Origin of the sequence: Sphingomonas sp. MM-1 (assembly GCF_000347675.2) — a bacterium.
Taxonomy (GTDB): domain Bacteria; phylum Pseudomonadota; class Alphaproteobacteria; order Sphingomonadales; family Sphingomonadaceae; genus Sphingomonas_E; species Sphingomonas_E fennica.
On record NC_020542.1, the window covers coordinates 22,393 to 35,303 of the forward strand.

A 12,911-nucleotide genomic window follows, 5' to 3' on the forward strand; every position below is an offset into this window, starting at 1 on the left:
CTGATGCTGGTCCTGACCAGCTTCTCCGGCATGGCCCATGCCGCCGATCTGGCGGGGGGAAGCATCGCGGGCGTTGAGTTCACGGTCCATACCGCCGGTGACATCGATCAGGTGCCATCGGACTCGGACAAGAATGTCCCGCATCATCACAATTATTGTCACGGACACGACGTCGGCGCGCCTGCGCGCACGACGATGGAATATACCCCCGTCCTCACAGTGCCCAAGCCGACAATCTCCGCCTCTGCGTCGCTCGACGGCCGCACCGGCATGGTCCATTTGAGGCCCCCCCAAGCCTGACGTCCGATTTGGGCGTGCGTTGGCGCGCCCCTGTCGATCATCGTCAGGAGTCCTATTTTCATGAATCGTATCCTCGCGGCCATGCTGGCCGCAGCGTCTTGCGCCACGATGGCGCAGGCGCAGGTCGGACCGTCCGCGCCTGTTGCGCAGGATGCGCCGGTCTACACGCTTGACCAAGCGGTCAGTGCAGCGGGCGGTTCGGCCCCTGCTGCGGAAGCGGCGACAGCTGGAATCGACGCGGCCCGTGCAGGTCGCACAGTCGCCGGCTTGCGGCCCAATCCGGTGGTTCAAGGCCAAGTCGAGAATGTCATCGGCTCCGGGCCGTATCGGGGGGTCCGCAGCGCGGAAACCACGGTCGGCTTTGCGATCCCGATCGAGCTAGGCGGCAAGCGCGGCGCCCGCGTCGCGGTCGCCAATGCGCAATTGTCCCGGGCCGAGATCCAGGCCGCGATCATCGCGGCGGATGTCCGGCTTCAGGTAACGCAGCTCTATGTCGAAGCGGTCGCGGCCGATCGCCGGGTAATGACAGCCCGCGATCAGGCCCGGATCGCCAGCGATGCGCTGCGGGCCGCGAGCGTTCGCGTGCAGGCAGGGCGGGCATCGCCACTCGAGCAACAGCGCGCGGATGTCGCGCGTATCAATGCCGACGCCAATGTGGAGCGGCAGCTTCGCTTGGCCGAGGCGGCCCGCGCCAATCTGGCGCGTCGGATCGGACGGCCGATCGACGGCCTGCTCGATGACACGCTGCTCGATCGCCTTCCCGATGTGAACGTCTATGGGCCGTTGGCACCGGTCAACACGACCGGCACACTCGCGCTGGCGGCAGCCAACGCGGATTTCTCCATTGCCGAAGCCGGCGTGCGGCTCGCGCGCGCCAATCGCGTGCCTGACCTGAACGTCGGGCCGTCGATCCGCCGCCTGGAAGCGACCAACGACATGGCGGCGGTGTTCAGCGTGTCGATCCCGATCCCGGTGTTCAACAATGGTCGCGCCGCGATTGCGCAGGCGACCGCGCAGCGGACCCAGGCGGATGCGCAGCGCCGCGTGACCGCGCTCGACATCGAACAGGCGATCACGGACGCGCAGGCGCAGGCGGCCAATGCCGCAACGACGGCTCGTGCGGCGTCGGGGCCGGCGCTGGCGGCTGCACAGGAGGCCGCCCGCATCGCGCGGATCGGCTATCGCGAGGGCAAGTTCGGCCAGCTCGAATTGCTCGATGCTGAACGCACGCTCGCCGAAACGCGGGTCGCCGCGATCGACGCGCTTGCCAATTACCAGAATGCCCGCGCGCAAGTGGAGCGACTGACCGCTCGTGCGCCCAATGGGGGGAATCAGTGATGAAGAGCTTTTATCTCGCGGGCGCGGCGTCGCTCGCCCTGCTCTTGGCTGCCTGCGGCGGCAAGGATGGCGGAAACGAGGCAACTGCCGAAGGCGCAGCTGCCAATGAGACGGCAGCGGGCACGGAAAAGGGCGGTGCTGAAGGCGGTCATGCCGGTGAAGGCGTCGTCACATTGGGTGCCGACCAGATCGCCACAGCGGGCGTCCAGGTCGGACGGCCGATCATCGGCGGGGCCGGGACGATCGAGCTGCCCGCGATCATCGAGGGCGACCCACAGGGAACGCAGGTCGTCTCGGCCGCAATTGCGGGACGCGTGGTCGCGCTCACCCGTAACCTCGGCCAATCGGTCGGACGCGGCCAGACCATTGCGGTCATCGAAAGCCGCGAGGCGGCGCAGATCAAGGGCGAGGTCGAGGCGGCGCGGGCGCGGCTTCAGCTCGCTAATTCGAACCTCGCGCGCGAACAGCGGCTGTTCGCGCAGAGAGTCTCCCCTGAACAGGATCTGATCGCCGCCCGCACAGCGGCGACGGAGGCGCGGATCGCCCTGACGCAGGCGCAGAGCATGGTTTCGGCGGCGGGTGTCGGCGGCGGCGGGCTCAACCGGCTCGGCATTGCCGCGCCGATCTCGGGCCAGATCATTGCGCGCCCCGTGACGCTGGGACAAACGGTCGCGGCGGATGCCGAACTCTATCGCATCGCCAACCTGAGCCAGGTGTCGATCGCGCTTAATCTCAAGCCCGAGGATGCGGGCCGGGTGCGTCCCGGCAATACGGTGCTGGTGAAGGCGGCAGGCCGTCAGGCGACCGCCCGCGTGACCTTCGTGTCGCCGGCGCTTGATCCGCAGACGCGGCTCGTGCCTGCGCTCGCCACCCTCGACAATCGCGGTGGCGAATGGCGGGTCGGCGAGCCTGTGACGGCAGCCGTGCAGCTCACGGGCAGCGGCGGGAGCGGGGCGGTCCGCGTGCCGACGACGGCGGTCCAGAGTTTCGAGGGCAAGTCGGTCGTGTTCGTGCGCACGCCCACCGGCTTCAAGGCGACCCCGGTCCAGCTCGGCGATGCGTCGGGCGACACGGTGATCGTCCGGTCGGGCCTGACCGGCAACGAACAGATCGCCACCACCGGAAGTTTCACGCTCAAGGCCGAGATCGGCAAGGGCGAAGCGAGCCACGAGGATTAAGCCATGATCGCCCGTATCGTAACCTGGGCGGTCGAGAAGCGCTGGCTAGTCCTGCTCCTCACCGTCATCGTCGCCGCCATCGGCGCCTTTTCCCTCTACCGGCTACCGATCGACGCGGTGCCGGACATCACCAACAATCAGGTCCAGATCAACGTCCGCGCGCCTGCCCTCTCGCCCGAGCTGGTCGAGAAGCAGGTGTCGTTTCCAATCGAAACCGCGCTCGCCGGCACCCCCGGCCTGGAATATACGCGCTCGTTGAGCCGCAACGGCTTCGCGCAGATCACGGCGGTCTTTTCGGACGCGACGGACATCTATTTCGCCCGCCAGCAGGTGGGCGAGCGTCTGCGGGGCGTGCAAGAGAATCTGCCCGACGGCGTGAACCCTGAAATGGGTCCGATCGCGACAGGCCTGGGCGAGGTGTACATGTACACCGTTCGTCTCGATCATCGCGAGGACGACAAGCACAAGTCCGGTGAACCGGGCCAACAGCCCGATGGCAGCTACATCACGCCAGAGGGCGAGCGACTGACGACCGAAGAGGACAAGGCGACCTACCTGCGCACCGCGCAGGACTGGATCGTGACGCCGCTTCTGAAGACCACACCGGGCCTCGCCGGTGTCGACTCGATTGGCGGTTACGCCAAGCAGTTCCTCGTCGTGCCCGACGTGCAGAAGCTGGCCTCGCTCGGCATCACGCTGACGGACCTGGGAAATGCGCTGGAGCGCAATAACACCAGCGTCGGCGGTGGCTTCGTCAATCGCAATGGCGAAGGTCTGGCTGTTCGCTCGGATGCGCTCGTTCGCAATGCCAGCGAGTTGGCCAGGACCGTGATCGCGACACGTAACGGCGTGCCGATCACGGTCGAACAAGTTGCGACTGTGAAGACGGGTCAGGCGATCCGCATGGGTTCGGCATCGGAGAACGGTACCGAAGTCGTCGTCGGCACGGCGATCATGCGGATCGGCGAGAACAGCCGCATCGTGTCGACCGCGGTCGCTGAGAAACTGAAGACGATCAACGCTTCGCTGCCTCCTGACGTCGTAATTCAGCCGGTGCTGAACCGCACCGAGCTGGTCAATTCGACGATCAAGACGGTCGCGAAAAACCTGTCCGAAGGCGCGGTGCTGGTCATCGTCGTGCTCTTCCTGCTGCTCGGCAACTTCCGTGCGGCCCTGATCGCGGCGTTGGTCATCCCGATCACCATGATGCTGACAGGCTTTGGTATGCTGCGCGCTGGGGTCTCGGCCAATCTGATGAGCCTTGGGGCTTTGGACTTCGGTCTGATCGTCGACGGCGCCGTCATCATTGTCGAAAACGCGCTGCGCCGGCTTGCCGAGCAACAGCATCATGAAGGCCGATTGCTCAGCGTCAAGGAACGGCTCGCGACCGTGGCAGCCGCTGCGCGTGAGATGATCCGTCCCTCTGTGTACGGGCAGGCAATCATCATCCTCGTCTACGTACCGCTGCTCACGCTGACCGGCGTGGAGGGTAAAACGTTCGGACCGATGGCGCTGACCGTCATCATCGCGCTCGCCTTCGCCTTCATCCTCTCTCTCACCTTCGTGCCGGCGATGATTGCGATCTGGCTGTCGAAGAAGGTCGAGGAGAAGGACGGCCGCATCATCACGTGGCTGAAGAAGCGCTACGAACCCGGTCTCGATCGGGCCATGAAGCGCCCGACGCTGACGATCGGTGCGGGTGTGGGAAGCCTTGTGGTGGCGGCGCTTGCTTTCACTACGCTCGGCTCGGTGTTCCTGCCGCAGCTCGACGAAGGCGATTTGCTGATCCAGTCGCTCCGCATTCCGGCAACGTCGGTCCAGCAGAGCCAGGCGATGCAGGTGCCGATCGAGCGGATGATGTCGAAGCAGCCGGAGGTGCAATTCGTCTATTCCAAGACGGGCACCGCCGAGCTGGCGGCCGACCCGATGCCGCCGAACGCGACCGACATGTTCGTCATCCTGAAGCCGCGCAAGGATTGGCCGGATCCTGAGCTTCCCAAGGAGGAGCTGGTCAGCCGGATCGAGGGTAATCTCGCGAAGATTCCGGGAAATGCCTACGAGATCACCCAGCCCATCCAGATGCGCTTCAACGAGCTGATCGCCGGCGTGCGCGGCGACATCGCGGTGAAGGTGTTCGGGGACGACTTCAACCAGATGAACCGGACGGCCGAGCAAATCGCGGCGGTGCTGCGCAGAACGCAAGGCGCAGCGGACGTGAAGGTGGAGCAGACGACCGGTCTTCCCATGCTCGACATTCGCGTCAACCGCGACGCGATGGCGCGGTTGGGCGTTACGGCTCAGGATGTGCAGGACACCGTGACTGCGACGATCGGCGGGCGAACATCGGGCCAGATCTTCGAGGGCGACCGTCGCTTCCCCGTGGTGATCCGCCTGTCGGAGGCGCAGCGTGCCGACATCGGCCTGCTCCAACAGGTGCAGGTGCCGGTGGCAGGCGGCGGCTATGTACCGCTGTCCAGCGTCGCCGAGATCAAGGTGGTCGATGGTCCGAACCAGATCAGCCGCGAGAACGGCAAGCGGCGCGTGGTGGTGCAAGCCAACGTGCGTGGCCGCGACGTCGGATCCGTCGTGGCGGATGCGCAGGCGGCGATCGGCAGCCAACTCCGGCTGCCTGCCGGCACCTATCTCGAATGGGGCGGCCAGTTCGAGAACCTCCAATCGGCAAGCGAACGGCTGAAGCTGGTCATTCCGGCTTGCTTCATCTTGATCCTGCTGCTCCTCTACGGGGCGTTGGGATCGGTCCGCGACGCCGCGATCGTGTTCACCGGCGTGCCTTTCGCGCTGGTGGGCGGCGTCCTGTTGCTGTTCCTGCGGGGCATGGACTTCTCGATCTCGGCGGCAGTGGGCTTCATCGCCCTCTCGGGCATCGCGGTCCTCAACGGCCTCGTCATGGTCAGCTCGATCCAAGATCTGATCCGATCAGGGATGAGCCGCGAGGAAGCCGCGCATGTTGGCGCGATGCAGCGTCTGCGACCCGTCATCATGACCGCGCTAGTCGCCAGCCTCGGCTTCGTGCCGATGGCGCTGGGCGAAGGCGCCGGCGCAGAGGTTCAAAAGCCTTTGGCGACGGTCGTCATCGGCGGTCTGATCTCGGCGACGCTTCTTACGCTGTTCGTGCTGCCGACACTCTATGCCCGGTTCGGGCAGAAAGTGATCGAGAAACCCGAGCACTACAATGAGGAGCATGAAGGGGACGACCACGGTCAGACCTTCGTGAACAACTTGGCCTGATGGATGGGCGGGGCGATCCGCGATCGCCCCGCCCATCTCTGGGAGATGGGGATATGCCTCGCACCATAACCAGCTCGATGCTTCACGGCGGGCCACTGCGCATCTGGTCGGCACTCACCGATCCGGATCATCGCCGGGCGTGGAGTCCGCTCGTATTTCTCGATGATCCGTCCCGGCTCGGCGACACAGAATGCACCTTTGCGATCCAGGGCATCACCCGGCCAATTCGGACGCCAGCACGGATTGATCGATTCGATAAACCGCACGCCTTCGCTTGGTCCTGCGGCATCCCCTATCTGTTCACGCTCGAAGAGCGGTACGAGCTGGCGGGGGACGATGGCGGCACCAGGCTAACGCATAGCTGCACGCTGCGCGGGGCGCTCTCCCTGCCGTTCGCGGCGATGATGTTGCGCCGCCTGCGATCCCTGATGGTCGAATCTGACGATCGCCTCGCAACCTATCTCCGCTGGCGGGTAGGTCAGCCTGCCCGGGCTATCAATCGTCAGCGCGTCCCCTTCCGCTACAGGAGGAAGGCGCGATGATGATGCACTGTAAGCGGGTGCTGCCCGCCGTCATCCTCGTTGTCGGGCTCGCGGCGTGCTCGGAAAGAAAGCCGCCAGCCCCGCCAACGGAGCAGCAGATCCATTCGTCCGACAGCGCCGTGGCGACCGGGGAAATGGGGCGGCATAGATATCGCTGTTCCGACGGGGAACCGCTGTTCGTCGATTACAAGGACAACGGCCTGCAGATCGATTTGCGGCGCTCCAACGGGGGACCGCCGATGATGCTGACCGCGCCAGCGCAGGGCCTGCAATATGTCGGCGAAACAGCCACCGCGACCTTCAAGGGGTCGCAGCTCACCATCGTGGAAGGCGATGGCCGTACCCGGATCTGCGAGCAGGAAGGCACGCGATGAACTGCCCTGCCTTCGAACGCCACAGGGCGCTTCGTCGGAAGAGACCGATGTCTGACACGTCGATTTCAAATGTGACAACCTTGTGCGGCCTGAATCGGGCCGGTCTGGCGATCGCGCGCCTCGGCGTCGTTCTCGTCTCCGGGGCGGTTATAGGGGCGTGTAATCCAGCGCCGACCCAGCCTACCGAGCCGGCGCATGAAAAGCATCTGACGTCGAAACTAATCGCGCAGCGCATCATGTACTGCGACGACGGCACACGCGCCGATGTCGACTTCATCGATGACGGCTTGAAAATGGCCGTCACCTGGCTGCCGAAGGGCAGGACCGAGATCCTGCGCGCGCAGCGAACCGGTGACGAGTTTCGCGGCGACCATTCGCGGGCTGTCGTGGCGGGCGGATCGATCGCGTTCACGCGACGCGGGAAGATCCGCGTCTGCCACCGAACCCCGGAGGAGTCCTAGGAAATGCAGGCACTGCTCTATACGCTTGCGCCTGTGCTGGCGGTCGTGCTCGGCGCGATTGTCGCGAGCCGCACCAAGTTGAAACCTGGCCTCGTGGCGGGCCTACAGCATCTCGCTGCCGGCGTCGTGTTCGCGGCGGCAGCGACCGAAATCCTGCCGCAGGTCAAGCATGAGGCATCGCCCAGCGCGACGTTGATCGGCGGGGCGGCGGGCGTCGCGACCATGCTGGGGCTCAAGGCTCTTGAGGCCCGCTTCAAGGGGCCGATGGCGCTACTCGCCGCGATCGGCATCGACATTCTGGTCGACGGCCTGGTGCTCGGCCTCGCTTTCGTGGCGGGCGAGAAGGCAGGTCTCCTGCTGACGATCGCGCTCACTCTGGAAGTGTTATTTCTGGGACTGACGCTGACCGACGAGCTGGCGGAAACCTATCGCTCGCGCTTGCGCATCATCGTGATCGTCTCGGCATTGGCCCTGCTGCTGCCGATCGGCGCGCTCGCTGCCGTGCCGGTCGCCGCGCTGTCGCCGGTGATGATCGCCGGCTTCCTCAGCTTCGGGCTGATGGCGCTGCTCTACCTCGTCACGGAGGAGTTGCTGGTCGAGGCGCACGAGAAACCCGACACCCCGCTCATCAGCTCGATGTTTTTCGTCGGCTTCCTGGCCCTGCTGACACTTGAGGAGATGATGGGATGATCCCGGGCAACGACAACAATGGCGGGCAGGAGCGCCGCACACTGTGGATCGTCCTGCTGCTGAACGCGGCGATCGCTGCGGGCTTCTTCGTTTCCGGCTTCTTCGCGGACTCGAGCGCGCTGATCGCCAACGGCGTCGACAACCTGTCCGATACGGCTGTGTATGCGCTGAGCCTTGTGGCGCTCACCCGGGGCCAGACATGGAAGACACGCGCCGCGGTCGCTTCGGGCGTCATGCTGCTGATCTTCGCGGGCGGCATCTTGATCGATGTCGGACGGCGCTACGTGCAGGGCAGCGAGCCCATCGGACCTACCATGATGGTCATGTCCGCGATCGCCGGCGTCGTGAATTACCTCTGCCTGCGGCTGCTCCAGCGCCTCAAGGATCCGGACGTCAATCTCCGGGCCGCAACCACCTTCAGCTTCAACGACTTCATTTCCAACGGCGGCATCCTGATCGCCGGCGTGCTGGTGCTGTGGTTGGGTACCAATTGGCCGGACCTGCTGGTCGGCTTCGCCACCGCCATCATCGCCATCAAGGGCGGTGTCGAAATCCTGCGCGACGCGCGCGCCGAAACCAAGAAAAGCGAAAGGAGGTCGTCATGAACGACAAGCTCGAACTCGACATTCCAGTGTTGTTGCCGGACCTTCCTGACGCGGCCGATGCCTGCCTGGACCGTCTCGTATCAACCCTGTCAAAGCGCGAAGGTGTCGAGCGGGCGCATGTGATCTGTCTCGACGGCAACACGCCAGCGGCGCTGTGCATCCATTTCGATGCCGCCAAGCTGCCGCTGCCACGGTTGCGCGAAATGGTGCGCGCCGCAGGTGCCGAAATCACCGAGCGCTACGGCCATGCGATCTGGCAGGTGACGGGGATCAACCACGAACGTCGGGCGCGCACGGTCAGCGATGCGCTGTGCGCCTTGCCCGGCGTGGTCCAGGCAAGCGCCAGCACCAGCGGGTCTGTCCGGGTCGAATATGATCGCCGCGAAACCACCGAAGAGGAGGTGCGCGCTGCGCTTCGCAAGCTGAAGGTGAGGGTGGGCAAGCGGGTCGCTGCCGATGAACATGCCGGCCACGACCACGGCCCCGGGGGCCACGGCGCGGGCGAAGAGAAGCACGGCCCCGGCGATGGCCACGACCATAGCCACGCCGAATTTCTCGGCCCCAATACCGAGCTGATCTTCGCGCTCGCCTGTGGCGCGCTGCTGGGGATCGGCTACGCGATCGAGAGGCTGGTCGCTGGCGCGCCCGAATGGCTGCCGACCGCCTGCTATATCGCAGCCTATTTCTTCGGCGGATTCTTCACGCTGCGCGAGGCGATCGACAACCTCCGGATGAAGAAGTTCGAGATCGACACGCTGATGTTGGTTGCTGCGGCCGGCGCCGCTGCGCTGGGCGCATGGGCCGAAGGTGCGCTGCTGCTGTTCCTGTTCAGCCTCGGCCATGCGCTTGAGCATTATGCAATGGGCCGCGCCAAGAAGGCGATCGAGGCGCTGGCGAAGCTCGCGCCCGAAACCGCGACCGTGCGACGCGGCGGGCAGACCAGCGAAATCCCGGTCGAGCAGATGGTCGTCGGGGACATTGCCATCGTCCGCCCGAACGAGCGCCTGCCTGCCGACGGCTTCGTCATCAAGGGCACCAGCGCGATCAACCAGGCCCCGGTCACGGGTGAAAGCATCCCGGTCGACAAGGTGCCGGTCGCAGATGCCGCAGCGGCACGCGCCAAGCCCGATGCAGTCGACGCGGAAAGCCGGGTTTTTGCTGGTACGATCAACGGCGGCGGCGCGATCGAGATCGAGGTGACACGCCGTTCCAATGAAAGCGCGCTTGCCAAGGTCGTGAAGATGGTGAGCGAAGCGGAGACGCAGAAGTCGCCGACGCAGCGCTTCACCGACCGGTTCGAACGGATCTTCGTGCCCGCCGTCCTGGTCCTGTCAGTGCTCCTGCTGTTCGCATGGGTGGTCGTCGACGAGCCGTTCCGCGACAGCTTCTATCGCGCGATGGCGGTGCTGGTGGCGGCAAGCCCGTGCGCGCTCGCGATCGCAACGCCGAGCGCGGTCCTGTCGGGCGTTGCCCGTGCAGCGCGGGGCGGCGTGCTCGTGAAGGGCGGTGCACCGCTCGAAAACCTCGGGTCGCTCAAAGCGATCGCTTTCGACAAGACGGGCACGCTGACCGAAGGTCGTCCGCGCATCACTGATGTCGTGCCCGTCGATGGCGCCGATGAAGGCGAGTTGCTGGCGCTGGCTGTCGCCGTCGAAGCGTTGAGCGACCATCCCCTGGCCCAAGCGATCGTCAAGGACGGCCGCGAACGTCTGAACGATCGTGCCGTGCCGACTGCCGGCGACCTCAAGAGCCTGACCGGTCGGGGCGTCACCGCGAGCGTGGATGGCGAGACGGTGTGGATCGGCAAGGCCGAGATGTTCGGAAGTGAGGGCATTCCGGCGCTGGGGCAGGGCGCGCAGGACGCAATCGCGAAGCTGCGCGAGAACGGCCGCACGACAATGGTGGTCCGCAAGGGGGACCGCGACCTGGGCGCGATCGGCCTGATGGACACGCCTCGCGAAGCTGCCAAGACCGCGTTGCGTCGGCTGCACGAGATGGGCGTGTCGCGGATGATAATGATCTCCGGCGATCACCAGAAAGTCGCCGAAGCGATCGCCGACGAAGTCGGGATCGACGAAGCGTGGGGCGACCTCATGCCCGAAGACAAGGTTGCCGCGATCAAGAAGCTCGCCGGCGAAGACAAGGTCGCGATGGTGGGCGACGGCGTGAACGATGCGCCGGCGATGGCAAGCGCCACGGTCGGCATCGCGATGGGCGCGGCGGGGTCGGACGTTGCGCTGGAGACAGCCGACGTGGCGCTGATGGCCGACGATCTGGCGCACCTGCCATTCGCAGTCGGTCTTAGCCGCCATACCCGTGGAATCATCCGGCAGAACGTCTTCGTCAGCCTGGGTGTCGTCGCCTTCCTGGTGCCTGCTACCATCCTCGGCCTCGGCATTGGGCCAGCGGTGGCGGTTCATGAGGGATCGACGCTGCTCGTCGTCATCAATGCGCTCAGGCTGCTCGCCTACCGCGATCCGGCAGGGAAGGCGGCATGAAGTGGCTGATCGCCTTCGACCTCGACGGCACGCTTGCCGAGAGCAAGCGGCCGTTATCGGAGGATATGGCCGCAATCCTCGCCCGATTGCTCGCCATCACGGATGTGGCGGTGATCTCGGGCGGGGACTGGCCGCAGTTCGAAAAGCAGATCGCCTCGCGCCTTCCTGCCGGCGTCGCGCTCGACCGTCTCTGGTTGATGCCGACCACAGGCACGAAACTCTATCGGTTCATCAATGGCGCTTGGCGCGCGGTCTATGCCGAACTGTTCGACGACGCGGAGAAGGCGAAGATCCGCACGGCCTTCGATCAGGCGCTGACCGATGCCGGTCTCGCCGACGAACGTATCTGGGGCGAACGGATCGAGGACCGGGGCAGCCAGATCACCTTTTCGGGCCTGGCGTCACCTCAAGCTTTGTACGCTGAACAACGATTTTCCGGACATAATGTGAACATTGGTGTCAGGCAGCGGCGCGAAGGTACTGGTAGAGGGTTTCGCGGCTGATGCCCATGTCGCGCGCGATGGTCGCCTTGCGTTCACCGGCGGCAACGCGGCGGTGCAGATCGGCAATCATCTCATCCGAGAGCGACCGTTTCCGCCCCCGATAGGCGCCGCGCTGCCGAGCGATCGCAATGCCTTCGCGTTGCCGTTCGCGGATCAGGGCGCGCTCGAACTCAGCAAACGCACCCATGACCGAGAGCATCAGATTGGCCATCGGGGAGTCCTCCCCCGAGAAGGACAGGCTTTCCTTCTCAAACTCGATCCGGATACCTCGCTTGGTGAGGCCCTGGACCAGCTTGCGCAGGTCATCCAGATTGCGGGCCAACCGATCCATGCTGTGGACGACGACGGTATCGCCTTCGCGGGCGAAAGTGAGCAGAGCCTCAAGCTGGGGGCGGTTGACGTCCTTGCCCGATGCCTTGTCGGTGAAGGTCCGATCGAGCGACTGACCTTCCAATTGGCGATCCACATTCTGATCGAACGTGCTGACCCGGACATAGCCGATCCGTTGCCCCTTCACTGCGCACTCTCTCCATCAAAATGTCAGGTTGAAATCTATGATACGCAACGACATTCGTCAACAAATTCCGTTTAGTACCCTAATCTGACAGAAACCGCGGTAGCGCCCTGACGTCCGGTTAGGCTATACTCCAAGCTGACATCACAAAATCAAATCCCTCAAAGATGGCGTCAATTGCCTTGATGGGGTAAAAACTGGAGTGCTTCCAGGATGGGACATTCGGCAACGTCATCTCCAGTGCATCTGGCTAACGTGGTCGCCAGCGTCACCTCTATCTTCTGCAAATCTGCAATGCGGCGGCGGACATCTTCAAGGTGGAGTTCGGTTCTCGCCATAACCTCCGCGCAGGTTTGTGCACCGGTATCGGTGAGCGACAACAATGACCGTATCTCATCCATTGCATAGCCAAGGTCGCGCGCGCGCAGGATGAACTGCAACCTTTGCACCAGTTCCGGCGAATAGACGCGGTAGCCGTTGGAACTGCGAGGCGGCCCCGGCAGCAATCCCACCTTCTCGTAATAGCGGATGGTTTCGAGATTGCAGCCTGTTTTCCGGGCAAGCTGGGCACGCAAGATGCCGACCTGTTGCTCCATGAAAATACCTCTTGAGTCTGTAGTGGCTACAGAGCCTACACTGCGAATCACTCAGTTGGAACA

General features: G+C 64.6%; 12 protein-coding genes and 1 pseudogene. 11 read left to right on the top strand and 2 right to left on the bottom strand.

Annotated features, from left to right (window positions below; translation table 11 throughout):
- Positions 1 to 3 precede the first annotated feature (3 nt).
- The 11 genes and pseudogenes from G432_RS19340 to G432_RS19390 all read left to right on the top strand — a co-directional run.
- Entirely contained in the window at positions 4 to 300 is a 297-nt protein-coding gene (locus G432_RS19340) for a hypothetical protein (RefSeq protein WP_007406840.1), read from the top strand.
- Positions 301 to 360: 60 nt separating this feature from the next.
- A complete protein-coding gene (locus G432_RS19345) occupies positions 361 to 1,638 on the top strand; it encodes a TolC family protein (protein WP_013039111.1) in 1,278 nt (425 codons plus the stop codon).
- Positions 1,638 to 2,816 (top strand): efflux RND transporter periplasmic adaptor subunit, encoded by a 1,179-nt coding sequence (locus G432_RS19350; protein ID WP_004212877.1) that lies wholly within the window; start codon positions 1,638 to 1,640, stop codon positions 2,814 to 2,816. The genes G432_RS19345 and G432_RS19350 overlap by 1 nt, the downstream gene beginning before the upstream one ends.
- A gap of 3 nt (positions 2,817 to 2,819) precedes the next feature.
- On the top strand, positions 2,820 to 6,065 hold the full coding sequence (locus tag G432_RS19355) for an efflux RND transporter permease subunit (RefSeq protein WP_015449231.1): 3,246 nt from the start codon (positions 2,820 to 2,822) through the stop codon (positions 6,063 to 6,065).
- A 53-nt stretch (positions 6,066 to 6,118) separates the two neighbouring features.
- On the top strand, positions 6,119 to 6,607 hold the full coding sequence (locus G432_RS19360; protein ID WP_004212879.1) for an SRPBCC domain-containing protein: 489 nt from the start codon (positions 6,119 to 6,121) through the stop codon (positions 6,605 to 6,607).
- Positions 6,604 to 6,981 carry a hypothetical protein gene (locus tag G432_RS19365; RefSeq protein ID WP_009824022.1) on the top strand — a complete coding sequence of 126 codons (378 nt, stop codon included), beginning with the start codon at positions 6,604 to 6,606 and terminating at the stop codon, positions 6,979 to 6,981. The genes G432_RS19360 and G432_RS19365 overlap by 4 nt, the downstream gene beginning before the upstream one ends.
- Before the next feature lie 47 nt (positions 6,982 to 7,028).
- Positions 7,029 to 7,442, top strand: coding sequence for a hypothetical protein (locus tag G432_RS19370; protein WP_004212881.1), 414 nt, complete (start codon positions 7,029 to 7,031; stop codon positions 7,440 to 7,442).
- Between the two features lie 3 nt (positions 7,443 to 7,445).
- A complete protein-coding gene (locus G432_RS19375) occupies positions 7,446 to 8,132 on the top strand; it encodes a ZIP family metal transporter (protein ID WP_004212882.1) in 687 nt (228 codons plus the stop codon).
- Positions 8,129 to 8,737, top strand: a complete 609-nt coding sequence (locus tag G432_RS19380) for a cation transporter (protein ID WP_004212885.1) — start codon at positions 8,129 to 8,131, stop codon at positions 8,735 to 8,737. The genes G432_RS19375 and G432_RS19380 overlap by 4 nt, the downstream gene beginning before the upstream one ends.
- Positions 8,734 to 11,235, top strand: a complete 2,502-nt coding sequence (locus G432_RS19385) for a heavy metal translocating P-type ATPase (RefSeq protein ID WP_004212886.1) — start codon at positions 8,734 to 8,736, stop codon at positions 11,233 to 11,235. The genes G432_RS19380 and G432_RS19385 overlap by 4 nt, the downstream gene beginning before the upstream one ends.
- Positions 11,232 to 11,651: pseudogene (locus G432_RS19390) on the top strand (phosphomannomutase); the annotation flags it as partial. The gene G432_RS19385 and the pseudogene G432_RS19390, both read left to right, overlap by 4 nt.
- Positions 11,652 to 11,694: 43 nt before the next feature.
- Here G432_RS19390 and G432_RS19395 read toward each other — a convergent pair.
- A complete protein-coding gene (locus tag G432_RS19395) occupies positions 11,695 to 12,255 on the bottom strand; it encodes a recombinase family protein (protein ID WP_004213255.1) in 561 nt (186 codons plus the stop codon).
- A gap of 170 nt (positions 12,256 to 12,425) precedes the next feature.
- Positions 12,426 to 12,848, bottom strand: coding sequence for a MerR family transcriptional regulator (locus G432_RS19400; protein ID WP_014072603.1), 423 nt, complete (start codon positions 12,846 to 12,848; stop codon positions 12,426 to 12,428).
- Between the last annotated feature and the right edge of the window lie 63 nt (positions 12,849 to 12,911).

Bases quoted from the DNA above. Each gene is read 5' to 3' on its own strand.
- G432_RS19360 (WP_004212879.1), top strand. From the start codon at position 6,119: ATGCCTCGCACCATAACCAGCTCGATGCTTCACGGCGGGCCACTGCGC.
- G432_RS19400 (WP_014072603.1), bottom strand. From the start codon at position 12,848: ATGGAGCAACAGGTCGGCATCTTGCGTGCCCAGCTTGCCCGGAAAACA.
- G432_RS19340 (WP_007406840.1), top strand. From the start codon at position 4: ATGCTGGTCCTGACCAGCTTCTCCGGCATGGCCCATGCCGCCGATCTG.
- G432_RS19365 (WP_009824022.1), top strand. From the start codon at position 6,604: ATGATGATGCACTGTAAGCGGGTGCTGCCCGCCGTCATCCTCGTTGTC.
- G432_RS19380 (WP_004212885.1), top strand. From the start codon at position 8,129: ATGATCCCGGGCAACGACAACAATGGCGGGCAGGAGCGCCGCACACTG.
- G432_RS19385 (WP_004212886.1), top strand. From the start codon at position 8,734: ATGAACGACAAGCTCGAACTCGACATTCCAGTGTTGTTGCCGGACCTT.
- G432_RS19375 (WP_004212882.1), top strand. From the start codon at position 7,446: ATGCAGGCACTGCTCTATACGCTTGCGCCTGTGCTGGCGGTCGTGCTC.
- G432_RS19350 (WP_004212877.1), top strand. From the start codon at position 1,638: ATGAAGAGCTTTTATCTCGCGGGCGCGGCGTCGCTCGCCCTGCTCTTG.
- G432_RS19345 (WP_013039111.1), top strand. From the start codon at position 361: ATGAATCGTATCCTCGCGGCCATGCTGGCCGCAGCGTCTTGCGCCACG.
- G432_RS19370 (WP_004212881.1), top strand. From the start codon at position 7,029: ATGTCTGACACGTCGATTTCAAATGTGACAACCTTGTGCGGCCTGAAT.
- G432_RS19355 (WP_015449231.1), top strand. From the start codon at position 2,820: ATGATCGCCCGTATCGTAACCTGGGCGGTCGAGAAGCGCTGGCTAGTC.